The following is a 22774-nucleotide window of genomic DNA, read 5'->3' as shown; positions in this document are numbered from 1 at the left end:
CAACAAAGGGGAAAGTATAAGGTGAACGAATTAGAGTACAAAAACTTTTATGATAAAGTAGGAAGAGTAAATGGGTGGGATTTTAGTAAAATAAAATGTGAAACTGTAGGAGATACATGGGACTTTTATGGAGAAGTGAAAGAAAGATGTAAACTAACAGACACTCTACTTGATGTTGGTACAGGTGGAGGAGAAAATGTACTTAACATAGCATCTTCAGCTAAATTGTTAATTGGAATTGATAATTCTAATGGCATGATTGAAACGGAATATTCCAATTTAAAAAAATCAGGTGTACAAAATGTTGAGTTTTTTAAAATGGATTCTGAAGCGTTAACGTTTCCGCTTGCCCATTTTGATATCGCTTCTAGTTGTCACGCACCGTTTATAGCATCTGAGTTAGCAAAAGTAATGAAACAAGGTGCTTTTTTCTTGACACAACAAGTTAGCGAACATGATAAATTAAATCTTAAAGAAGCATTTGGCAGAGGACAATGCTTAGGTGAAAGAGACGGAACTTTAAAAGAAAAGTATATGAGGGAACTTATTAGTGCGGGATTTGAAGTCGTGCAAGTACGTGAATATGATGTTACTGATTATTACAGTACGCCTGAGGATCTTATTTTCTTATTAAAACATACGCCTATTATTCCTAATTTTGGAGAAGAGGAAGAGGATTTTAATATTTTGCAAAAGTTCATTAAAGCTAATAGTTATGAAAAAGGTATTCGTACGAATTCAAAAAGGTTTATGATTATTGCTGTTAAAATATAATATATTTTAGCGTAAGAGCTGCTTTTCTTGTATGGAAAAGCAGTTTTTTTATTTGAAAAAAAATGCAACGAAAACTTAAAAATATACCTTTATTGATGATGAATATCAAATAAAAAGACTTTTGAAGCTAACATATTCATACTAAAGTTGTAGTTTTTATATGAAAAATCCATCCTTCCGTTTGATTTTATCTATTTATAAGTGTAATACAATACAAATAGATAGTATGAAATAGGGGGATGTAAAATGATTACACATATTTCTGATATAAAACTACAAACGGTTTCCATAGAAGGAGTAAAACAAGTTTATAAGAACATATTATCTTTTCCAATAAAAAAAGAAACTGCATCATTTATTCAATTTGAAGTAACACCGTATACAACAATTAGCTTCCAAGAAGTATATGAACCAATTTCACCTGCCCACTTCGCTTTTGAAATTTCATATTCAAAATTTCATGAAACAGCAAAATGGCTTGAAAAGTCTGGGTTACTTATTGTGAAATGGAAAGATGGAAATATAATTGGTGAGGAGAACGATCTATTCAATGTATACTTTAAAGACGGAGATGGAAATCTACTCGAAATTATCGCACATAGTTATGTTAAAGAAGATGTATTAGTACCGCATTCACCATTAAACGTTTTATATGTAAGAGAAATCGGTCTTCCTGTTAAAAGTGTACCTGTATTTACGAAATGGTTGAAATTAAATCTAGATATGAAAACGATGGAAGATGGGGATATTTTCAACTTTGTTATAGGTGGCACTGCATACATTGTTGCAACTTGGTGGCAGCGACCATGGATTCCGATTGCGATGAAAGCTTTACCACCGAAAGTACATGTTTCTTTTGGAACACCAGACGTCGCATTTTTACAGCGAATCCAAAATAACTTTAAGAAAAATAGTGTACCATTTGAATGTAAACGTAATGAAGTATCATTTATTGAGCAAGGAGATACATTTTCAATTGTGCATACATCAGAGTTTCATTCTGATATTCCTAAACAATTAAACTTACCGCTTTCTATTTAATGATGGAAAGCGGTAAGTTTTTTGTATAGTCGTGAAGAAGGTTTTAGCTAGGGTTATAGTGAATTTAAAGAGAAGTATAAGGTGTTATTCTAATTTATGTTAAGGGGAGAAATGAAGTGGTTTTAGGTAATCCAATTGCAAAAGGGAATACAGCGGAAATTTATCTATGTGATAATAAGATTGTAAAATTATTTAAAGATTACCTCCCAGATACAGAGTCTATAAATGAAGCAAAAAAACAAAAATATGCTTATTCATGCGGGCTGCCAGTTCCAAACGTATTTGAAGTGACAAAGATACAAAATAGACAGGCAATTATTATGGAATATGTAAAAGGGGAGAACATTGGTGATCTCCTGCTTAATAATTTGAATGAGGCAGAGCGTTATATCGGCCTTTGTGTTAATGAGCAAAAAAAGATCCATGATATACGTGTGAATACAGATGAAATGGAGTTAATGAGGAAAAGGTTAGAGCGTCAAATTAAATCTGTACATAAATTGGCTGAAAACAAAAAGAAGAATATATTACAAAAATTAGATTCTATTACATTTGATTTTAGGCTATGTCATGGAGATTTTCATCCATTTAATTTGATTTTGAGTAAGGAAGAGAAAGTGAAAGTTGTAGACTGGGTAGATGCCAGTTCAGGTGATATTCGCGCAGATGTGTTTCGTACATATTTATTGTATGCACAGTCTCATATAGAATTAGCGGAAATGTATTTGAAAATATATTGCAATAATACGGATTTAACAAGAGATGAGATTTTTCAATGGGCTCCTATTGTTATTACAGCTAGGTTTGCTGAGAAGGCATCTCCGCAAAATGAAGTGTATTTGAGCAGACTATTGAATCAGTATTCATAAATTATTAAAAATGTTGTCTAGTAGAAAATTAATAAGTGCTATTGTTTAACTACAAGGAAACTTTAGTTAAACAACAGCACTCTTAAACATTGATATAAGTATACTTATTTTCAATTTTCATCCTATAAAGGTTCATTATCCGTACTTGTTCCTCAGTTAATTCTTCTTTATCCCAATACATATACATTAAGCTATATTCAAAAATCTCCTTTAATTTTATAAACAATGGAAACTTGTCTATCATCTCTTTAGGTAGTTCATTTTCTTCTTGATACCCTTCAAATAATGCTTTTGTAATAGAATGCTCATAGTCAATGATATTCCCATTTCCAGCAAATGAGTATTCTATCGCGCTATAGATTGGAACTGCTAAATCGAATACGTAAAAATGTTTTTCACAGTCTTGAAAATCAATCATTGTTAAGTTTGAATTATTTTCAACTAAAATATTTTCTAACCATAAATCTCCGTGGATTAAGCCGTAATTTGAAGTGGATTTTTCTAGCTCTTTTATAGAAGTTAAAACGTCAGATGCAATTTCTCTAATGGTTGTTTCTTCTTTAGGGATATACTTAAGAAAATTATATTCTTCATTTTCATACCAATCGTTTATATGTTTAACCGGTTTAGTCTTTTCAAAGCTTTTAGAAATACGATGTAATTTTCCAATTTGTTTACCAAGATTTTTAAATATTTTAGAATTCCAATCACACCTCGGTAAATGTATACCAGGAGCCGCTTTATATAATACGGCAAAAATTTCTTTGTCTAATGTTAACTTTTCTACAAAATTCCCCTGTAAAGAAGGGATTATTGGTGGAACACCTAAGCCGTTTTGATATAAAAAATTCGTATATGTAATTTCTTCTAATTGTTCTTCATACGTTTTGTAATTTGTAATTCTAATGAAGTATGTACCTTGTTTTGTGAGACATTGATACATTTCATTTGTTATTGCGTTAATGTTAATAAAATTCAACGGATATTGTTCATTTATTAATTGAAGTATTTTTTTATCTATCTCGTTCATTGTAACGTCCTTTCCAAACTTGAATTTTTTAACTAGGGAAGTAAAAGAATCTTATTTTATAAAATTCGTGTTTAATTTTTGAACTCCTTTAAAATGAAATATAATGTAAATTGACTTTTAATAATGGTAAGGTGTGTGAATCATACTAATTAACGCTAGATTGAAAAGTTAGGATAAGGTATGACAAAATAAGATAGCTAAAAAAATTTAATACTTACATATAGAGTTTAAAGATTATAGAAAATGGATCATGTTATAAAACACAAGAAATATCAAAAGAAAGAAACGCGTTTATCCTATACTTTTAAATAAGGAGTGAAGTGAAGGAAATGAATGAACATATACAGCAGATGATTGATTGGATTGAGCGCAATTTAAAAAAGGGGTTTTCATTAGATGAATTATCTCGTTACATGGGGTATTCTCCTTATTATTGCTCTTTTAAATTTCATCAAGTAACGGGTTTCAGTATTAGACGCTATATTCTTTTTAGAAGATTATATTCATCTACGGAAGATTTAAAGAATGGTAGGAAGATAATTGAAATCGCATTGGATTACGATTACTCTTCCCAAGAAGCTTATAGTAGAGCTTTCAAAAATGTTTTTGGAATGAATCCAAGAGAATACCAACTTAGCAAAATGCCTATTCAATCATTTGTTAAACTCAATTTAAATAAAGAAGGGGCGTTTACTATGAATATTTCTAGAAAAATAGAGGTTGAACAGTTACGAAATAGGAAAAGTGAGCTATTTGATAAAGAGGTACTTAACATATTAAATGGTCAAATGATGTATGAAGAATTAAAAAACGAAAAGCTAATGGGTGATTCTGATTATGCACCATTTAATGAGGCGATGTGTGTGAACCCAGCTACAACACAAGTTTTTAATGAAGAGTTTATTAAAACAAGAGCAGAAGGACATACCAGTTCAGTAGAAAGTTATACAAAAAAGGTAATAGATCCGTTAGAAAATCTTTTTACAAAAAAGTATAAATGTATTGTTTTATGGTTTGGGGAAGATATGTTTTGCCAAATGAACCTACTTACAATACTTTCTTACCTTGAACAGTCTTCTTATGAAGGGAAGGTATACTTAAATAGCTTCAGAGAAGATGAATTTAAAGTAAGGCAAACTGAAATAATGTTAGGAAACTATCACTCTGCATATAAAGAAGTGTTGGTAAATCATGAAAAAACTTCTGTTGAATTACTGCCAGTAATGTATCAGTCTATAGACTTATATTTAGAAATGCTAAAACAAGATAATACTGTAATGAAATTTATCTCTAAAAATAAAGACTTATCAACTCAAGAATTATTAACAAAGTTGTTTCAGCTATTTCCAACAATCGGATATGGGGATTCTCAGTACATAGAACTGATAAATAAAATAAAGAAGAAAGCTGTACCTAAAATATAGGAACAGCTTTCTTTTTACAATTGTTCAAGTAACTCTAATTCACCCTCTACAAATAACATTAGTTCTTTAATCGTTTCTCCAGAAAAATCAAAACGAATTCCAGCTGCTTTATATACTTCCGTTAAAGATTTTGAGCTACCTAATGATAAAGCTTTTTTATAATTTTCTAGTGCTTGTTTAGGATTTTGTTTATATTGTTTATACATTTGCAGCGCACCAAGTTGTGCGATTGCATATTCAATGTAATAGAAAGGTAATTCGAATATGTGTAGTACCGGTAACCAGCCAGTTGCTACCCAATTTTCATAACCATCAATATTTATGATGTTCGATTGGTAAGTGTTATGTAATTCTAAATATTTATCGTTTCTTTCTTTTGCAGTATGATTAGGGTTTTCATACATCCAATGCTGGAATTGATCAACGATAAGCATTTGTGGTAAATATTTAACAATATCTTTAAAGAAATCTAATTTTGATTCTATAAATTCTTCCTTATTTTTATAAAAAGTATCCCAATATTCCATCGAAAATAATTCCATTGTCATGCTAGCTAGTTCAGCGGATTCTGAAGGGATTTCTAAATACTTTTGAAGCTCTAACTGTTTCATACATTCATTATGAATACTATGGCCCATTTCATGGAGGAAAGTAGTAACATCATAATGTGTATGATTGAGATTCATAAAAATAAAAGATAATCTAGAAGCAGGTAAATATTCGCAAAATCCTCCTGGACCTTTTCCTTTACGGCTTTCTAAATCTAAGCAATTATTTTTCTGCATACGATCCAGTAATGTAGAAAATTCAGGATCTAGCTTGTGTAAAATAAGAGAACTTTTTTCGATTAAATCACTCGCGTCTTCGATAGGTTTTAATGCTTTTTGATTTGGTGCGGTTGCTTTTAGATCCCATGGACGAAGGCTATCTACTTGAAGTTCAGTTTTTTTCTCATTAAATATTTTATCGATAAGTGGTACTACGTATTTCCGAATAGATTCAGCAAGCTCATAGCAGTCTTCCGCTGTATAATCAAAACGTTCATGTTTTTTAAACATATAATCACGATAATTATCTAATTGAATATTTTTTGCTTTTTGGTGACGGATTACGATTAATTCATTTAATATATGTTGTAATTTATCTTCAACAGATAAGAACTTTTCCGAAATAAGCATTTTTGCTTTTTTTCGTATATGACGATCTGGATCTTGTAAGTAAGACTGTAGTTCAGTAATTGTTTTTTCTTCACCGTCCCATAACGCAGTTAAACCACCAGTAATTTCGAAGTACTCGGTTACTAGTTTGTCTTCATTTACTTCTAAACCAATATTCTTTTCACAAAATAATGTTTGCGCATTCTTAATTTTTTTATCCAGTAAGCTGTATGTTTCTGGCTCAAGTTCCATCCGAAAAGGGGACTCTAAATATTTATTATCAAATGAATTTTGATAACGTTTCAAAAGAGGTCGTACATATTGTTGATCATATTCAAAAGTATCTTTAATTTTTTTATTATCTGTATTACATTGAAAGGAGATATAGTGCGATCTTAATTGTTCTTCAATTTCCCAAATGAATGTAGATTGCTTTTTTAACCAGTTTTCAAGCTCTAGTTTTGAAGAAATTACTTCATTTAATAAAGTAGAAAGAGTATTTTCTAATTCTAGAATATTGCTAATATCCATCGTATTTAAGCGCTGCATGACATATCCCTCACTTTTTATTTATTATAGAGATATTCTATTTATTAATTGTAATTTCCTTGTTAAGAGACGGAAATGTGAAATAATGTTAAACTTTAAAGTGATTGAAGGGATGAATTTCCTTTCGCTTTATTATGAGCTTATGAGAGTGAGGAACCCTTTTTAGTGCTTCTATAAGGGAGTGAAAGAATGTATAAGTATGTACATATTTTTAATGATATAGAAAACATGATTCAACATGGAGAGATAAAAGAAGGACAGAAATTACCATCAATACGGTCACTCGTTACGCAATATGAATGTAATAAGGCGACAGTTATACGTGCGCTTCATGAATTAGAAAAGCGTCATATTATATATTCTGTCCCTCAAAGTGGATACTACGTTGTTAAGAAATCTGGGAGTACTATAGAAAATAACGAAATAATTGATTTCGCTTCTTCAGCACCGGATCCAGATGTTTTTCCGTATTTAGACTTTCAGCATTGTATTAATAAGGCTATTGATACTTATAAAAATGATTTGTTCGTATACGGAACGCCGAAAGGGTTACCATCTTTAATTCCAGTCATTCAAAAACAGTTGGCAAATTATCAAGTGTTCACGAAAGAAGAAAATATTTTTATAACGTCAGGTGTGCAGCAGGCACTTGCAATATTAACTTCTATACCATTTCCAAATGAAAATGAAACAATATTAGTTGAACAGCCAACGTATCATTTGTATATAGAATATCTAGAAATAAATAAAGTTCCTGTAATCGGTATTAAACGTACGAATGAAGGTATTGATTTAAATGAATTGGAGCGTATTTTTCGAACTGGTAAAATAAAATTTTTTTATACAATACCAAGATATCATCATCCACTTGGAACTTCTTATTCTAAAGGTGAGAAAGAAAAAATCGTACTATTAGCGAAGAAATATAATGTATTTATAGTAGAAGACGATTATTTAGCAGATTTAGAAACGGATTCAAAAGCAGATCCGTTATATAGCTTGGATCATTGTAATCATGTTATATATTTGAAAAGTTATTCGAAGATTATTTTTCCGGGGTTACGAGTTGGTGTAGCAGTTATTCCGTCGGTTATTGTTAATGCTTTTCATACTTATAAAAAGATTTTAGATATCGATAGCCCGATGATATCCCAAGCTGCTTTAGAAATTTATATAAAGAGTGGCATGTTCGAACGTCATAAAAATAAAATAAAATCTTCCTATAATAATAGATCTAAAAAACTAGCAGAAACATTAGAAAGAATACATGGTGAAAACCCGCTTTTATTCACACATAAAAAGCAAAATACAATTGGAATCCATACTTGTTTAGAATTACAGAAAACGAGTATTTCGGAAACGTTTATACAAAAACTAAGTGAAATTCAAATAAGTATTGATACTATTGATAAGAATTATGTGAGAGGTTTTCCGAAAGAAAGACTATTAAAGTTAAACGTATCAAATGTAAAAGAAGATAATATTGAAGAAGGAATACGTAAAATAATTGAGGAAATCAAACAAGTGGAACGTCTAAATTTTCAATTTAAAAAAGAATCAAATGAATAATGAAATTCGTTGTGAGACGAAAAATGATTCTCTTGTTTGTATGTATCGCTATAATAATTGGAGCTATGGTTGTAACGAAATATAATAAAAAAGATGATCAATGCATTGCAGTTGGTAAGTATTCAAGAGGTATTATCATAGATCAAAATAACGAACCTATATTTAATGTGAAAATTTATGAGGGTTCTATTAAAGAAAAGGAACGCAGTATTTCAAATGCAGAAGGTGAATTTGAAGTATTGCATGGTGTTTGTGGTGAGATTGTATTACAATTAGTTACTCCTGATGGAGAAATCTATACGAGAAAATATGATAGCAACCATATACCGGAAGTGATAGAACTGAGTTATAAAAAGTAAGAGGAATAATATGCAACCAGTACAAGGAAAATGTGTTAAATTGATATTTTTTAGAGCACTCAATAGCTGAGTGCTCTTTTTGTTTAGGACATAAGTAATCTGAAATGGAAATAAACTACCAATAAATGTTATTCTTAAAGTATAGCATTTATTTTGAATGGGAGGGTGATGGAGTTTATGGGGGTACGTATAGTCGATGATTTACAACAATTATCGTTGTTACTTATGTTTTTAAGTACATTTATATTTTACAGATATTTAAAGAAAGTGAAACGAGAGAGAAAGTTGACTGGTTTTGAATGGACGATGTATTTTGTCACTCAATTTGCAACATTAATTTGGGCAATGACTTATTTTATTAAACACTTAGCTGAATCGTAATTTCTATTCATTTAATCTAGTTTACTGTTATCTACTAGGGATATAAATATAGTCCGTGTCTAAATCAATGACGACATCGCTCATGACGTCTTCTTGTAGTAACTTTGGAATTTTTTCATAATGATACCGTACACAAAATAAGTTTAGAAGATCTTCATTAGATATCTCTTCATTTTTTACATTTAAATACATTATTATTAACTCGTTAAGAGAACAGTTACGGCCAAAAACATACTCATTTATTCCATATCCATCAAATTCAATTATCATATTATCACTGTTGGGTGCTAGCCAACGGTATAGCTTAAATTTTAGTTGAATCTATTATACATTGTTTGAAATTTTGTGAGAATATATTTTTATAAAATGTGAGGGTTATAAATGGAACAAAATAAATTAGTTTTAGAAGGACCCAAACGGCTTAAGTGGGAAACGTGTAAAATTAAGCCTATACAGGATGATGAAATTATCGTTAAAACAATTGCAGGTGCAATAAGTATTGGAGCAGAGTTACCACAGTATAAAGAATCGGATGTTACAGATATTAATCCTTTTTATCCAAGAAAAACTGGATATGAAAGTTATGGTGAAGTTGTTCGAGTTGGGAATAAAATAACAAATTTAAATGTAGGTGATAAAGTAGTTTCTTTTTATGGACATGAAACTGTAGGAATAGTTAAGGGGGATAAAGTAATTCGAGTGCCGAGTTATATAAAACCTAAAGTTGCTTTATTATCTATTCTTTCGTGTGATGCTGCTAAAGGAGTATTAAAACTAAATATGCGACAGGATGAAAAAGTACTTATAACTGGAATGGGAGTTATTGGTTTACTCGCTTGTTATATTTTAAAATACTATGTAGGTGTTAAGCATGTAGATGTTGTTGAACCTAATAAAAATAGAAGAGATTTTGCAAAGAATTTTGGTGCGAAAAACATATATGAATCAGAAGAACAAATAATAGAAACATATAATTACGGTTTCGAATGTTCTGCTACAAATATTGGATTTCATACATTACAAAAAGCACTTAACAGTAATAGTGAAATATGTATACTTTCTGATGGGAATTTAGAGGAACTAACATTAACCGCTGATTTTTATGAGAAAGAACTGCGGATCATTGGTTCAAGTGACGGATATGATTATCAAAAACATGCAGATTGGTTTTTTAGTCAAATAGAACAAACACCATGGATAGAAGAGATTTTTCAACATGAAATACAATATACAGGACTCATTCAATGTTTTGAGGAATTAAGTCAAGGAATAATTACCCCTTTAAAAGTATTTGTCTCATATGAATAATGAACAAAATGACCAGGTACTTGTCACAATAGCCCACATATGTTTAGACACTAATATGATAGCAGAGCGCGGAGTAACATGTACGGGGATTTTTTAATAGGTACAACGGGTTGTGAAAACAGAGAATGGTTTTTGCTCTTTCATTATGTACAAATAGTATATTATCTTTCTCAGTGTACATATTAAGTAAAGAGTTTAATATCAAACATAAAAGGGGGGATAATATGAATGAAAATAAGAAAAATGAAGAATTGATTAAATTTAAAAAACAATGGTTTAATGAAGATAATCAACCAGTAGCTGGTATAGAGTTAGCTTTACCACCTGATATAGGCAGCATGTTAGACTCGAAATCAGTTGATGATGAAAGTGGAGAAAGTAATAATGAATAAGTTTACTCTATGCATCCATTTGGGTGCTTTTTTAATTTTGGACAATGGAAGATGAATTAACAAATCCTTATTGAAAAAAGATTGATCAAAATAGATCCTCTTTCAGTATATTTAAGTTTTATTTTTACGAAAAAGTTTAATTAATATGCATTTAGAATGTTATATGAAATGGGAATGCTAGTAATATTCACCATTAAAGGGTTGAGCTATTATGAATATGATTTTGGAAAGCATTATTTTAATTTTCACTGGAATGATTGCATTAAAAATGACAGGCAGTACATCTGTTAGCCAAATGACAAGAGCTGAAATTATTATAGTAGTATCAATTGGACGTATTATTGTAGAGCCTGTATTAAGTAGGAAAGTAGGCCCATCTATCTTTGCAGCTGTAATATTTGCAAGCATACTTCTTATCATTCATTTCTTTGAATTGAAATCAAAGAAGATGGAACAATTCCTGAATGGCAGTAGCATTATAATTGTTGAAAACGGAGAGATTGTAAAAGAGAATTTGAAGCAGGCAAAAATGTCAGAACAACAACTTTTTATGCAATTAAGAGAAAAAGGGATTCATGATTTAAAGAGTTTACAGCAAGTTACAGCTGAACCTAATGGGCGTATTGGTTATCAATTAATAAAAAAGGCTCAACCGATAACTTTAGAAATGTTAGAAAAGGTATTAGATCAGTACAATATAAAAAGATAATTTCTCTTCAGAAAAGCCAATACTACAATGGAAGTATTGGCTTTTTTTATTTTTCTGCAAACGTAAGGGTTAATAAAACAGGGTGGGTTTTAAAGCAATCATTATAATAGATATAGACTTATAATTATGATATATTCAATGGACCTAAAGTGAATGTGATAAAAAAATTAATTTGGCATAGGTAGCCGCAGCACTAAAATTTATAAGTTTTTAATGTGATACTAAAAATAGGATTAGAACAAGGAGATAGAAACATAATGGAATTTTGGGAATCAAGTTTTATTGAGAAACAAACGATGTGGGGGTTTGAACCTACAGAATCTGCAATTTTGGCAAAAGATTTTTTTCTAGAAAAGAACGTTAAGGACATATTAGTTCCGGGTATTGGATATGGCAGAAACGCAAAGGTGTTTATCGATAATGATATAAATGTAACAGGGATTGAAATTTCAAAAACAGCTATTGATTTAGCGAAACAAAACGGATTAGAAGATATTAGTATATTTCATGGATCGGTAAACGAAATGCCTTTTGATAATAAATCTTATGATGGGATATTTAGTCATGCTCTTCTTCATTTGCTGAATGAGCAGGAAAGAGAAAAATTTATTAAAGATTGTTATTATCAGTTAAAACCAGGCGGATATATGGTTTTTACAACTGTTTCTAAAAAAGCTCCCATGTACGGAAAAGGAAAACAGCTGGAGCAAGACTATTATGAGATAATGGAAGGCGTAAAAATGTTCTTCTATGATTCTGAATCTATAAAAAAAGATTTTAAAAAATATGGATTAGTACAAGTTTCGGAAATTGATGAACCAAATAAGAACATGGCAAATAAACCTTCAATCAATTTTTTAATGATAAAATGTAAGAAAGAACTATAACTAAAAGTTATTAAGAATTATTAAAGATGTTTATATATTGATTATGCACAAATGAAAAGGACAAGCATATAATAGAAGTACCTATTAACTTTAAGTAACCTTAACTTTCTTTAATAGGATATCTCAAAATCCCCAAAAGAGCACTTGCGGAAACAAGTGCTCTTTTATTTTTTGTTTATTTAAGATGAATAAATTTCGTTAAACCTATATGGGATTTTAAGCCATTATTTTATATAAAGTGGTAAAATAAATAGGGGAAATGTTTAAGGGGGCGGGAGATTTGAAACTAAAAGAGCTGGCGAATTTGTTATTGATTAAAGAAACTATTGGCAATATGGATGTAGAAATTACGGGGTTAGAAATGGATTCTAGAAAGATAACTGATGGAGATCTATTTATATGTGTATCAGGTATCGATGGTTTTCTTGAAGATCGACATCAATTTGTTGAAGATGCAGTGAAAAATGGTGCTGTAGCGCTAATTGTAGAAAGAGATGTAAATATTGAGATACCTAAAATAATTGTTAAAGATGCTAGGTATGCTATGGCAGTTATTGCGTCACATTTCTATGGTTATCCATCTAATAAAATGAAGTTAATTGGAATTACAGGGACAAATGGGAAAACAACTACTTCTTATTTAATTGAAAAAATTTTAAGTGATTATGGATATCACACGGGGCTCATGGGGAATAACGGAGTCAAAGTTGGTTCAAAATGGTATTCTACTGATATTAATACGCAAGAACCTCCAACACTTCAACGGAATTTGCAAATGATGAAAAATCATAATGCAGATTATTGTGTTATGGAAGTTACGTCACAAGGGTTACATATGGAAAGAGTTAAAGGGTGTAACTTTAAAATAGCTGTTTTCACAAATTTAACACAAGATCATTTAGATTATCATGGAACATTTGATGAATATAAGCATGTAAAAAGTCTTCTTTTTGCGAGATTAGGAAATGATTTATCTACTATAGATAAAAAAATAGCTGTTTTGAATGCAGACGATCCATCGGTAGAATACTTTAAAAAAATTACTTCAGCTGAGGTTATCACATATGGAATACATAATGGAGCAGATGTTCAAGCGAAGAACATAACTTTAAGTCCAAAAGGAATTCGTTTTTTAGTTTCGTCCTTTAATGGCGAAATAGAGGTTAACCTTAATCTTGTAGGTCGTTTTAATGTTTATAATGCATTAGCAGCAATAACAGTTGCATTGGTTGAAGGTATTCCGCTTACAAACATTAGTGATAGCTTATCTAACTTAAAGAGTATTGAAGGTAGAATGGAAATCATAGATGAAAATCAAGATTTTCTTGTAATAGTGGACTATGCTCATACACCGGATGCGTTAGAAAATGTTCTCTCTACAATTAGCGAGTTTGCAAAAGGTAAAGTTATTACTGTTTTCGGTTGTGGTGGAGATAGAGACGCAAAAAAACGATCTATAATGGGCGGAATTGCTGGAAGTTATAGCGATTTTGTTTTTATTACTTCTGACAATCCACGTTCGGAAGATCCGCAGGCAATAATGAAAGATATTGAAAAAGGATTTTTGCAAAATAATAATTTGAATTATAAAGTAGAAGTAGATCGTGAAATTGCAATAAATCACGCAATAAACATGGCATCTTCTAATGATATTGTTTTGATTGCAGGGAAAGGGCATGAAACGTATCAAATTTTAAAAGATTCAACTATTCATTTTGATGATAAAGAAAAAGCTCGACAAGCAATTATTAATAAATGAATTCAATTGATAGTGGAATAGTATTTCTAATAAAAATAATGTTTTAGATGAAGATAAAACTAATAACGAAGCAATTTTTTGAAGAATTTATAATTGAAAGGTAAGGGTGTTTCTCTGAATATATGAGGGGAAAACCTTACCTTTTATAGTTTTATTTCTGAAAAACAAACGTAATAGCATTTGTTTTTAATTGAATATGCCTTTTATCGCGAACAATATTATAGATTAATTCTTTTATTTCAACTTTAATTTCTTTCCATTCCTTATAAATACTTTTTAATAGATGTATCATATCATCAGTAGAAAGGTTAATTTCAATTAAAGCATCTAATTCTTCATTTGTATGTAAGTCAATTTCTTGTATGTTCGAGTTAATAATTAAACAATTGATTCCACCAGTCTTTGTACCTTTTTTCATAGAATGGAGCACATTTGTTAAATCTTCTTCTGATTTAACATGCTCTAAACTTGATACTGCAACGATATAATCATAAGTATTAGGTAGGATGTAGTAGTTTTCAATTGCTGCTTGTTCTGTTTTAATATTATTAATTACACCATATTCTTTACTATAAGTTTGTAATTTTGTTAAAGCAGAATCAAGTAAATCGACACATGTAACAGTGCCGCTAGTATTTTGCATCTTTTGTGCAATTGGGATGCTATTTCTTCCAACGCCAGAGCCGAGATCAAGTACTTGCAAGTTGTTTTGTCCTTCAAAGTAATCCATCAAATCCATAACTGTTTTAACCGGTTTGTACAGCCAAGAACCAGTTTCAAATAGTTTATATTGTTCATAACAAAGGTCGTGATATTTCTTTTCTTCTTGTCTTTTGTAATCGATACGATTCATAGTGTTTCAACTCCAATACTTTCATTGCAACATGATCCTTCAGTTGAAAATTATTGAAAAAGGTGTAAACCTCACTTTTAATGATATTTATATAATTCCATAAAAATTTAGAAAAACCTTTTATTAATAATATATGGATATGGGAAAGAAGCCTTCTCAAGTTGCTTGATGATAGGTTATAAATACGAGGAGGAAAATGCATATGATGTTTTATGAAATTGTTTGCTTTTCTTGTAAAAATATATTTCGTGTTTATGAAGGTAGTGAAAAATATAAGCGATTTAAAGAGAAACCAAAAGGGGTATATTGTTGTGATGAGTGTAGCCACAAAATTCAATTAGAAGCTATAAAGAATTTTTTTAGATAATTCTATGATTTTAATTTAGAAAAGTATATCGAAAAATCCCTCACATTATTAGACTACTAGAACTTAGTTAAAAGTAACGCAAGTACCCAAAATTCTAAGTACTTGCTTTGCAAATTTTACTACCGTGAATACAATTTCGGACATTCGTCACCACTAGGTTCATAAAAACAATGACTTTTAAACTGTCCTACAAACGGCTGATTATACCATTCAGGTGGACAAGCTCCAACTGGACGGAAATACCAAAGAGCCCATCTTGCTGGCCAGCGCCACTCACCTTGTAAAACTTTTCGTGCGATTTCTTTTTCTGATTCACGAGCCCGTTGATAAAAATATCCGTATTGCACTGCTTCGAATCCACCAGGGCTTTGATACACAGCGTCACGTACAGAACGAAGTTGTTTAAAATCTAAGCAATCACAAAATACACGATTTACTACTACGCAGCCAACAAGTTGTTCACCTTGTCGACCTTCGCCTTCAGCTTCAGCACGCATTAAACGAGCTAGTAAATCAACATCGCTTTCGTTATATGGAATAAGGGGCATAGTGATACCACCTTTCTTTACCTGTTATAGTAAAGAGTGTATGTATGAAAATAAGCTAAGTGCTTTTCTATATGTAAATTCATTAATTATTAAAAGGAGCTTTTATGAAAAAAGCTAATTAGTAATTGTAGACCAATATAAAGAGGAGAGATAATATGTATCGAATCCAGAAAGAACATATCATTTATGCAATGTCACCAGAAAATAAACCATGTATGGAAGTAGAAATTGGGAGTCGTCTTATATTTGAAACATATGATTGCTTTGAAAATCAAATTGATTCTGAAGATGTTGTGTTTCAAGAATTAGATTGGAACCGGATTAATCCAGCGACTGGTCCGGTATATATTAATGGTGCAGAACCTGGTGATATATTAGTTGTTACGATTGAAAAGATAAAAATTGCAGAGAAAGGCGTTTTAACTACAGGTGCAAATCTTGGTGTAATGGGTGAAGAGCTACATGAAAATACAGTGAAATTTGTCTCAGTACATAATGAACATGTTTTGTTTTCAAATGAACTACAAATCCCGATTAATCCAATGATCGGTGTAATTGGTACTGCGCCGAAAGAAGAGAGCATTTCATGTGGCACACCGCATGATCACGGTGGGAATATGGATTGTAAAGAGATAAAAGAAGGGACAACATTATTATTACCTGTAAATGTTCCTGGTGCTTTATTAGCATTAGGTGATTTACACGCAGCGATGGGTGATGGTGAAATTGGTGTTAGTGGAGTAGAGGTTGCTGGTGAGGTGACGGTAATAGTTCAGATTATAAAAGGAAAGAAATGGCTACTACCAATGGCTATCCAAAATGAAAAAGTAATGACGATTGCTTCAGAGAAATTGCTAGATGATGCAGCGAATCGAGCTGTACGTAATATGGTGACATTTTTACATGAAGAATTAGAAATGTCTAAAGCTGATGCCACTCTTTTATTATCAGCAGCCGGCGATTTAAAAGTTTGTCAAGTTGTGGACCCACTTAAAACGGCACGAATGGAACTAAGTATGGACTATGTGGAGAAGCTAGGTTTTAATTTGAGTAAATTTCATATTAAGTAAGAATAATAGAAGAAGGATGCTTTTGTATAAAAGTATCCTTTTTAAATTTACGGATTAAATAAAAAAAGGTATTATTTATTTTATATGATTATATATACGATTACGGATCGAAAAAGGAGTAAATAATGGTTAAAATTATGATTGTAGAAGATGATATGAAAATAGCAGAATTATTATCAACACATGTTGCGAAATACGGGTATGAAGGAATTATTGTATCGGATTTTCAAAATGTATTAAATATTTTTTTAGAAGAACAACCAGAATTAGTTTTATTAGATATTAATCTACCGAGTTTTGATGGGTACTATTGGTGTCGTCAAATTCGCGGAGTTTCTACATGTCCGATATTATTTATTTCAGCCCGTGAAGGTACAATGGATCAAGTTATGGCGCTAGAAAACGGTGGCGATGATTTCATTTCAAAGCCATTCCATTACGAAGTTGTAATGGCTAAAATTCGAAGTCATTTAAGGCGTGCTTACGGAGATTATGCACCGAAAATAGAAGAACGGATGGTTGAACAACATGGTCTTTGTTTATATCCTGAAAGGCTTGTATTGAAGCTTAAGAATCAAGAAATTGATGTAACGAGAAATGAAGCTATTTTATTAGAAATGTTAATGAAAAATTATCCGCGTGTTGTGGGTAGGGAAGTGTTGTTAAATAAATTATGGGATAGCGAATCTTATGTTGATGATAATACATTGAGTGTAAATACAACACGTGTGCGAAAAAAGTTAAAAACGTTACATATTGAGGATGCGATTGAAACGATTCGTAGTGTTGGATATAGATTGCATATTACTTGGGATACAGGTATGGAAAAATGATAAAGCTGTTTATACGTGATCATATACCTCTTATTTGTTTTACAGCAATCCAACTACTATCCATATTTCTCGTATATTGGTTTGATGGACATAAGCATATCGCGACGGCATTGTATGCAATGTTTTTAGGTACCTTTTTTATGGTAGGCTATTTAGTATTTCGTTACTTTACTCATCGTACTTTCTATGAACGATTAGCAAACCCGATGCAATCTTTAGATGAATCTGTTCAAAAATCTGATTTTGCAGCTGTGTCGACTGCTCTTCAAGAACTAATTGAGATGCAATATCGCCATTATCAAAATCAGCTTCAGATGCAAGAGAGAAAAAATAATGATCATTTAACCTTTATGAATCAGTGGATTCATCAAATGAAAACACCTTTATCTGTAATAGAATTAATTACACAGGATGAAGTGGATTCGCGTTTTGAAAGTATAAATGAGGAAACAGATAGACTGAAAAAGGGGTTAGAGATGGCTTTATATGTCGCACGTTTAGAAGCATTCACACAAGATTTTTATGTGGAAAGAGTGCAACTACATAAAATAGTAAATGATTCCGTACATGAACATAAACGATTCTTTATCCGGAACTTTGTATATCCTGAGCTTAAAATTGAGAAGGATATTACAGTAGAAAGTGATGCGAAATGGTTACAATTTTTAATTGGACAACTACTATCAAATGCAATTAAATATTCATCAGGTAATAGAGAGAAGATTAAAGTGAAAGCTTGTAAGGAAGGTAATACAGTTATACTTGAAATTGCCGATAATGGCGTAGGGATACCGAAGCAAGATTTACCAAGAGTGTTTAAACCTTTCTTTACAGGAGAAAATGGTAGAGATTTTAAAGAATCAACTGGAATGGGGCTATATCTTGTGTATGAAATTACGAAGCAATTAGGACATAGTGTAGAAATCCATTCAGAAGTTGGTAAAGGTACTGTTGTACGAATTAAATTTTTAAATGTGTAAAAATGACTCAGGCTAAAGAACTTGAAATGTAAGTTTTTAGCCTTATTTTATAGTCATTATTTGCAATGGTAAAAAGTCATATTGGTATATATAATAACACACTAATAAATACAGCTGTTAAATTAGAAGGGTTTAATAATAGGCTGATAAATAAATAGTTTTTGTAAGAAAAAAGCCCCCCTTTTGAAAGTGGTAGCTTTATGTATCCATCCTATGATTGAGTGTATTAACATTGATCAGTATAATGTTCGAATTCGCGGTATGTTTTGTGGATTATAAAAGAATTAATCTTTTATTTTTTTCATGATTCAGTATTGTAATTAAGTAAACAAACTTAATAATTTATATCCAATTAATCCTAAAATAGTGATAGGAATCATCATTAAGAAAGAAGAAATTCGATTAGCATTAGAGCGTTCTAATACAAGAATCAAGATAATCCCGACTATGATTTCGGTATGTCCAACAGGTAACATGTGACTATAGTCTTCAAAATTTAAAAGAATGTGAAGTCCATCCGTTACAAAAACTCCACTAATAAGCGCGCTTCCGAATTTATGAAGTGGATTTGTACTATCTTTCCATAGAAAACCTGCAATTCCAAAGATAGTTCCTCCTATACATGCACATACAATCCATACGGTTATAAAATAAATAGAGTGAGCTACATTTTTAATAACTATTGCATAACCATAGTAGCCTAATACCATGCCGAGTAGTGCAAGGATACCAGAAAGTATAGCTGTACGCTTATAATAACTAAAGCTAGCCACAAAAAAGGATGGAACTAACCAAACGCTTCCTAGATTAGCTAATGAATTCCAATGTCCAGGAAGTATATTTTGCCCCAATTTAGTTAGTATACCCACAATTATCCCTACTATAATCGGGACGAGAAAAATCCTTAAAAACATATTTAACTTTGTGATTTTTAATGTCCTGTCCATAAATTCAATCCTTACATTATTATTTTCTGTAAAGATATAATAGCTTATTACAAAGGAATAATCAATAAAAATTTATCGAAAAACAATAAGTGGTTATTGGGTAACGAATAACATTTTGTTTTTATATAAAATTTATCCCGCTTTAATGGGCAGTAAGCCCCCCACCTCAAAATTCAGCGAAAGCAAAGAAATTAGGTGGGGGATCAACTGCCCATAAAAGTCCGATTGGTTCAACTAATAATCAGTGGGGGATGAAGAAAACCCCCACTGATTAAAGTTTCACTTTATATAAGAGAGAGTGCTTAGAAGTTTACTACTGGGGAAATCTAAAGGACGTATTACAATCAATGTAATTTGTGCTTGTTCAATATGAAGTTAGGGAATGATAAATAAGCCTAAAAGAAAGCAATCTTTTTAACAGCACAAATAATTGCATTTACTCATACAGTACTAGTATGGTACAATATGGTTATTAATGACGGAAAGGAATGATGGGTGGACGATGATTAACTAATCTTATTTTTAAATGTTGAAATTCAATAAATTTCAATTTCTAAAAAATAGGATTAGTCTGCCCAGTTTCCATACAACGGTATTGCTATTTATATTGCGCAATAGCTTATTTGGGTATAAATAATGTAATGACTAATCCTGCCAAATTTATTTGGGAGGATTTTTTTATTCTCCCTTAATGAAAGGAATCGGTATTATGAAAGAATTATTAAAATTAAATGATGTTTATGTTGAAATAAAGGAAAATATGTTGTTAGAGAAATTAAATGTGACAGTAAAACAAGGGGATGTTATCGGATTAATTGGTAAAAACGGTGCTGGTAAATCAACGTTACTACAATTAATAAATCGGAAGATTGAACCTTCAAAAGGTACTGTTGAATGGATGCAAATAAATATGACAACCGCATATGTAGAACAAGAAATAGAATCTTTTATTAGTAACGATGTGATTGCAAAAGAAGCAGAACTTCTTGCGAAATGGGGCGTGCCAACGAACGACTTTCATACTTTAAGTGGTGGTGAAAAGCTGAAAGTAAGATTAGCAAAAGGATTTGCTAAAAATCCTAATGTCTTAATATTAGACGAACCGACAAATCATTTAGATGAGATGAGTACAGAATTTCTCATTAAGCAAATTAAAAATATGAAAGGTACAGTTATCGTCGTATCGCACGATCGATATTTTTTAGATGTTGTCGCGACTAGAATATGGTCAATTGAGGATAAGAAATTAATTGACCATAGCGGTAATTATACAAGTTATATGAAAGCACGTGAGCACAAAAGAATGACGCAGCAGCGTGAATATGAAAAACAACAAAAAAAGATAGAACAAGTAGAAACTCATATAAAAGAATTAAGTTCCTGGTCACAAAAGGCACATGCGCAGTCTACAAGACAAGAAGGAGTTAAAGAATTTTATCGTGTAAAAGCGAAGCGCATGGATGCACAAGTGAAGTCAAAACGAAAACGTCTCGAAAAAGAGCTAGAGAAAACGAAGGTAGAACGTGTGAAAGAGGAGTATTCAGTTGAATTCTCTATTCAAGCGAGTAAAAAAGTAGGGAAACGTTTCATAGAAGTAAAACAATTGCGGAAAGAATTTAATAATCGAACATTATTTGAAAACGTTAATTTTACAATTCAGCATGGTGAGAAGGTTGCGATTGTTGGACCAAACGGTAGCGGGAAAACAACTTTACTGAAGATGATTATGGGAAACGAAACTGCTGAAGGAGAAGTATGGATTTCACCATCAGCAAACATCGGTTATTTAACACAAGAAGTATTTGATTTACCACTTGATAAAACACCAGAAGATTTATTTTATAAAGAGACATTTGAAGAAAGAGGAAAAGTCCAAAATTTAATGAAACATTTAGGGTTTGAATCTTCCCAATGGAAAGAGCCGATTCGATATATGAGTATGGGTGAACGAGTAAAATGTAAGCTAATGGCTTATATTTTAGATGAAAAAGATGTACTTATTTTAGATGAACCTACGAATCACCTTGATCTTCCTTCACGTGAACAGCTTGAAAATACATTAGCTGAGTATAATGGAACACTCGTTATCGTTTCTCACGATCGATATTTTCTGGAGAAAACAACAAATACAAAACTTGTGTTTGTAAACAATACGATACAAAAGCAGCTAGAAGAACCTATTAAAACAAGAGATGAAATTGAAGAGCTACGTTTAACACTAGAAACAGAGAGACAAGAAGTATTAGGGAAATTAAGCTTTTTAACTTCTAAGGACAAAGAATATAAAGCACTGGATGAACGGTTTATGGAACTTACGAAGCAGATTAAGGAGCTTTAATGTAAGTAAGGGGGATTAACATGGGAGAAGAGAGTTTGCCTAAGTTATTTAGAATAGATTGTGGAGATATATATCTGCAAGAGTTTACGATTAAAGATGCAGAGAGTATTTATAACATATCCAATCAACCGGAAATAGAAAAGTTTTTGCCAGACTGGAAATCAACGAAAGAACAAAGGATTAATTGGGTTGTAAATTATGAGATACCAGAAAATAAAGCGTTTTTACATGCAGTGAGAACTACGACTAACATAGATGATCACATATTAAAACTAGGAATATTTAAGAAAACCACAAATGAATTTATTGGATGGTGCTGCACAGGTATGAAAGATGAACTCCCTGCACCGAACAGAGAAATTATGTATGCAGTTTCAAGTGAATATCATAATAATGGTTATGCAACGAAAGCGACTAAAGGGCTGGTTAACTATTTGTTTGAAAAAACGAATGTAGATGTTCTTAACACAATTGCTTTAATTAACAATGTAGCATCAAATAAAGTTATTGAAAAATGCGGGTTTATTTATAAGTGCCAACAGAGGATAGAAAATCAAATATATAATCATTATATATTGAGAAAATCTGAGTGGATAGAAATATAACGTTGAGTAGTAAAAGACCGATAAA

General features: G+C 31.2%; 24 protein-coding genes. 18 read left to right on the top strand and 6 right to left on the bottom strand.

The features are described from left to right. The first annotated feature begins 21 nt into the window (after window positions 1–21). The 3 genes from DN390_RS20105 to DN390_RS20095 all read left to right on the top strand — a co-directional run bounded on the left by DN390_RS20105 (window position 22) and on the right by DN390_RS20095 (window position 2684). Window positions 22–774: a class I SAM-dependent methyltransferase gene (locus tag DN390_RS20105; protein WP_147808217.1), complete on the top strand. Its 753-nt coding sequence runs from the start codon at window positions 22–24 to the stop codon at window positions 772–774. Window positions 775–1020: 246 nt separating this feature from the next. Beyond that, a complete protein-coding gene (locus DN390_RS20100; RefSeq protein WP_147808216.1) occupies window positions 1021–1815 on the top strand; it encodes a VOC family protein in 795 nt (264 codons plus the stop codon). A gap of 116 nt (window positions 1816–1931) precedes the next feature. Further along, window positions 1932–2684 (top strand): aminoglycoside phosphotransferase family protein, encoded by a 753-nt coding sequence (locus tag DN390_RS20095; protein ID WP_147808215.1) that lies wholly within the window; start codon window positions 1932–1934, stop codon window positions 2682–2684. Window positions 2685–2766: 82 nt separating this feature from the next. On the opposite strand, the gene DN390_RS20090 is transcribed toward DN390_RS20095, so the two are convergent. Further along, window positions 2767–3714 carry a phosphotransferase enzyme family protein gene (locus DN390_RS20090; RefSeq protein ID WP_147808214.1) on the bottom strand — a complete coding sequence of 316 codons (948 nt, stop codon included), beginning with the start codon at window positions 3712–3714 and terminating at the stop codon, window positions 2767–2769. A 329-nt stretch (window positions 3715–4043) separates the two neighbouring features. Between DN390_RS20090 and DN390_RS20085 the strand changes: the two genes are divergently transcribed. Continuing rightward, window positions 4044–5138 (top strand): helix-turn-helix domain-containing protein, encoded by a 1095-nt coding sequence (locus DN390_RS20085; RefSeq protein WP_147808213.1) that lies wholly within the window; start codon window positions 4044–4046, stop codon window positions 5136–5138. 14 nt (window positions 5139–5152) lie between these two features. On the opposite strand, the gene DN390_RS20080 is transcribed toward DN390_RS20085, so the two are convergent. After that, on the bottom strand, window positions 5153–6844 hold the full coding sequence (locus tag DN390_RS20080; protein WP_147808212.1) for a M3 family oligoendopeptidase: 1692 nt from the start codon (window positions 6842–6844) through the stop codon (window positions 5153–5155). Window positions 6845–7033: 189 nt separating this feature from the next. Between DN390_RS20080 and DN390_RS20075 the strand changes: the two genes are divergently transcribed. From DN390_RS20075 to DN390_RS20065, 3 genes are all read left to right on the top strand, one after another. Then, a complete protein-coding gene (locus tag DN390_RS20075) occupies window positions 7034–8413 on the top strand; it encodes an aminotransferase-like domain-containing protein (RefSeq protein WP_147808211.1) in 1380 nt (459 codons plus the stop codon). A gap of 11 nt (window positions 8414–8424) precedes the next feature. Continuing rightward, window positions 8425–8772, top strand: a complete 348-nt coding sequence (locus DN390_RS20070; protein ID WP_147808231.1) for a carboxypeptidase regulatory-like domain-containing protein — start codon at window positions 8425–8427, stop codon at window positions 8770–8772. A 177-nt stretch (window positions 8773–8949) separates the two neighbouring features. After that, window positions 8950–9153 carry a hypothetical protein gene (locus DN390_RS20065; RefSeq protein WP_098265618.1) on the top strand — a complete coding sequence of 68 codons (204 nt, stop codon included), beginning with the start codon at window positions 8950–8952 and terminating at the stop codon, window positions 9151–9153. Window positions 9154–9180: 27 nt separating this feature from the next. Here the strand turns inward: DN390_RS20065 and DN390_RS20060 are convergent, their stop codons facing one another. Beyond that, window positions 9181–9423 (bottom strand): hypothetical protein, encoded by a 243-nt coding sequence (locus tag DN390_RS20060; RefSeq protein WP_147808210.1) that lies wholly within the window; start codon window positions 9421–9423, stop codon window positions 9181–9183. Between the two features lie 111 nt (window positions 9424–9534). On the opposite strand from DN390_RS20060, the gene DN390_RS20055 reads away from it, so the two are divergent. The 5 genes from DN390_RS20055 (at window position 9535) to DN390_RS20040 (ending at window position 14208) form a co-directional block, all read left to right on the top strand. Further along, complete coding sequence (locus tag DN390_RS20055; RefSeq protein ID WP_147808209.1) at window positions 9535–10461, top strand: zinc-dependent alcohol dehydrogenase; 927 nt, start codon at window positions 9535–9537, stop codon at window positions 10459–10461. Between the two features lie 224 nt (window positions 10462–10685). Next, window positions 10686–10853, top strand: coding sequence for a hypothetical protein (locus DN390_RS30720; RefSeq protein WP_061530792.1), 168 nt, complete (start codon window positions 10686–10688; stop codon window positions 10851–10853). A gap of 211 nt (window positions 10854–11064) precedes the next feature. Continuing rightward, a complete protein-coding gene (locus tag DN390_RS20050) occupies window positions 11065–11562 on the top strand; it encodes a DUF421 domain-containing protein (RefSeq protein WP_147808208.1) in 498 nt (165 codons plus the stop codon). Window positions 11563–11819: 257 nt separating this feature from the next. Beyond that, window positions 11820–12449: a class I SAM-dependent methyltransferase gene (locus DN390_RS20045; RefSeq protein ID WP_147808207.1), complete on the top strand. Its 630-nt coding sequence runs from the start codon at window positions 11820–11822 to the stop codon at window positions 12447–12449. Between the two features lie 259 nt (window positions 12450–12708). Next, the gene (locus DN390_RS20040) at window positions 12709–14208 is read left to right on the top strand and encodes a UDP-N-acetylmuramoyl-L-alanyl-D-glutamate--2,6-diaminopimelate ligase (RefSeq protein ID WP_255444074.1); all 1500 of its coding nucleotides are present in this window, start codon (window positions 12709–12711) and stop codon (window positions 14206–14208) included. 151 nt (window positions 14209–14359) lie between these two features. Here the strand turns inward: DN390_RS20040 and DN390_RS20035 are convergent, their stop codons facing one another. Further along, the gene (locus DN390_RS20035; RefSeq protein WP_147808206.1) at window positions 14360–15061 is read right to left on the bottom strand and encodes a class I SAM-dependent methyltransferase; all 702 of its coding nucleotides are present in this window, start codon (window positions 15059–15061) and stop codon (window positions 14360–14362) included. Between the two features lie 196 nt (window positions 15062–15257). Here DN390_RS20035 and DN390_RS20030 point away from each other — a divergent pair, with 196 nt between their 5' ends. Continuing rightward, window positions 15258–15428 (top strand): DUF2197 domain-containing protein, encoded by a 171-nt coding sequence (locus DN390_RS20030; protein WP_000551046.1) that lies wholly within the window; start codon window positions 15258–15260, stop codon window positions 15426–15428. 119 nt (window positions 15429–15547) lie between these two features. On the opposite strand, the gene DN390_RS20025 is transcribed toward DN390_RS20030, so the two are convergent. Beyond that, on the bottom strand, window positions 15548–15976 hold the full coding sequence (locus tag DN390_RS20025; RefSeq protein WP_071725507.1) for a cell wall hydrolase: 429 nt from the start codon (window positions 15974–15976) through the stop codon (window positions 15548–15550). A gap of 155 nt (window positions 15977–16131) precedes the next feature. Here DN390_RS20025 and DN390_RS20020 point away from each other — a divergent pair, with 155 nt between their 5' ends. The 3 genes from DN390_RS20020 (at window position 16132) to DN390_RS20010 (ending at window position 18859) form a co-directional block, all read left to right on the top strand. Beyond that, entirely contained in the window at window positions 16132–17046 is a 915-nt protein-coding gene (locus DN390_RS20020) for an acetamidase/formamidase family protein (RefSeq protein WP_147808205.1), read from the top strand. Between the two features lie 125 nt (window positions 17047–17171). Beyond that, window positions 17172–17879 (top strand): response regulator transcription factor, encoded by a 708-nt coding sequence (locus DN390_RS20015; RefSeq protein ID WP_147808204.1) that lies wholly within the window; start codon window positions 17172–17174, stop codon window positions 17877–17879. Further along, window positions 17876–18859, top strand: a complete 984-nt coding sequence (locus DN390_RS20010; protein WP_147808203.1) for a sensor histidine kinase — start codon at window positions 17876–17878, stop codon at window positions 18857–18859. Before DN390_RS20015 ends, DN390_RS20010 begins: the two co-directional genes overlap by 4 nt. 320 nt (window positions 18860–19179) lie before the next feature. Here the strand turns inward: DN390_RS20010 and DN390_RS20000 are convergent, their stop codons facing one another. Further along, window positions 19180–19806 (bottom strand): DUF6518 family protein, encoded by a 627-nt coding sequence (locus DN390_RS20000; protein WP_147808202.1) that lies wholly within the window; start codon window positions 19804–19806, stop codon window positions 19180–19182. A gap of 709 nt (window positions 19807–20515) precedes the next feature. On the opposite strand from DN390_RS20000, the gene abc-f reads away from it, so the two are divergent. Together abc-f and DN390_RS19990 are read left to right on the top strand one after the other, a co-directional pair. Further along, on the top strand, window positions 20516–22144 hold the full coding sequence (abc-f, locus tag DN390_RS19995) for a ribosomal protection-like ABC-F family protein (RefSeq protein ID WP_147808201.1): 1629 nt from the start codon (window positions 20516–20518) through the stop codon (window positions 22142–22144). A 20-nt stretch (window positions 22145–22164) separates the two neighbouring features. Continuing rightward, the gene (locus DN390_RS19990; protein WP_147808200.1) at window positions 22165–22749 is read left to right on the top strand and encodes a GNAT family N-acetyltransferase; all 585 of its coding nucleotides are present in this window, start codon (window positions 22165–22167) and stop codon (window positions 22747–22749) included. The last annotated feature ends 25 nt before the right edge of the window (window positions 22750–22774 follow it).

It is taken from the genome of Bacillus sp. SH7-1 (genome assembly GCF_008042405.1).
Taxonomy (GTDB): Bacteria; Bacillota; Bacilli; order Bacillales; family Bacillaceae_G; genus Bacillus_A; species Bacillus_A thuringiensis_N.
This window is presented reverse-complemented; position numbering and strand designations above follow the sequence as displayed.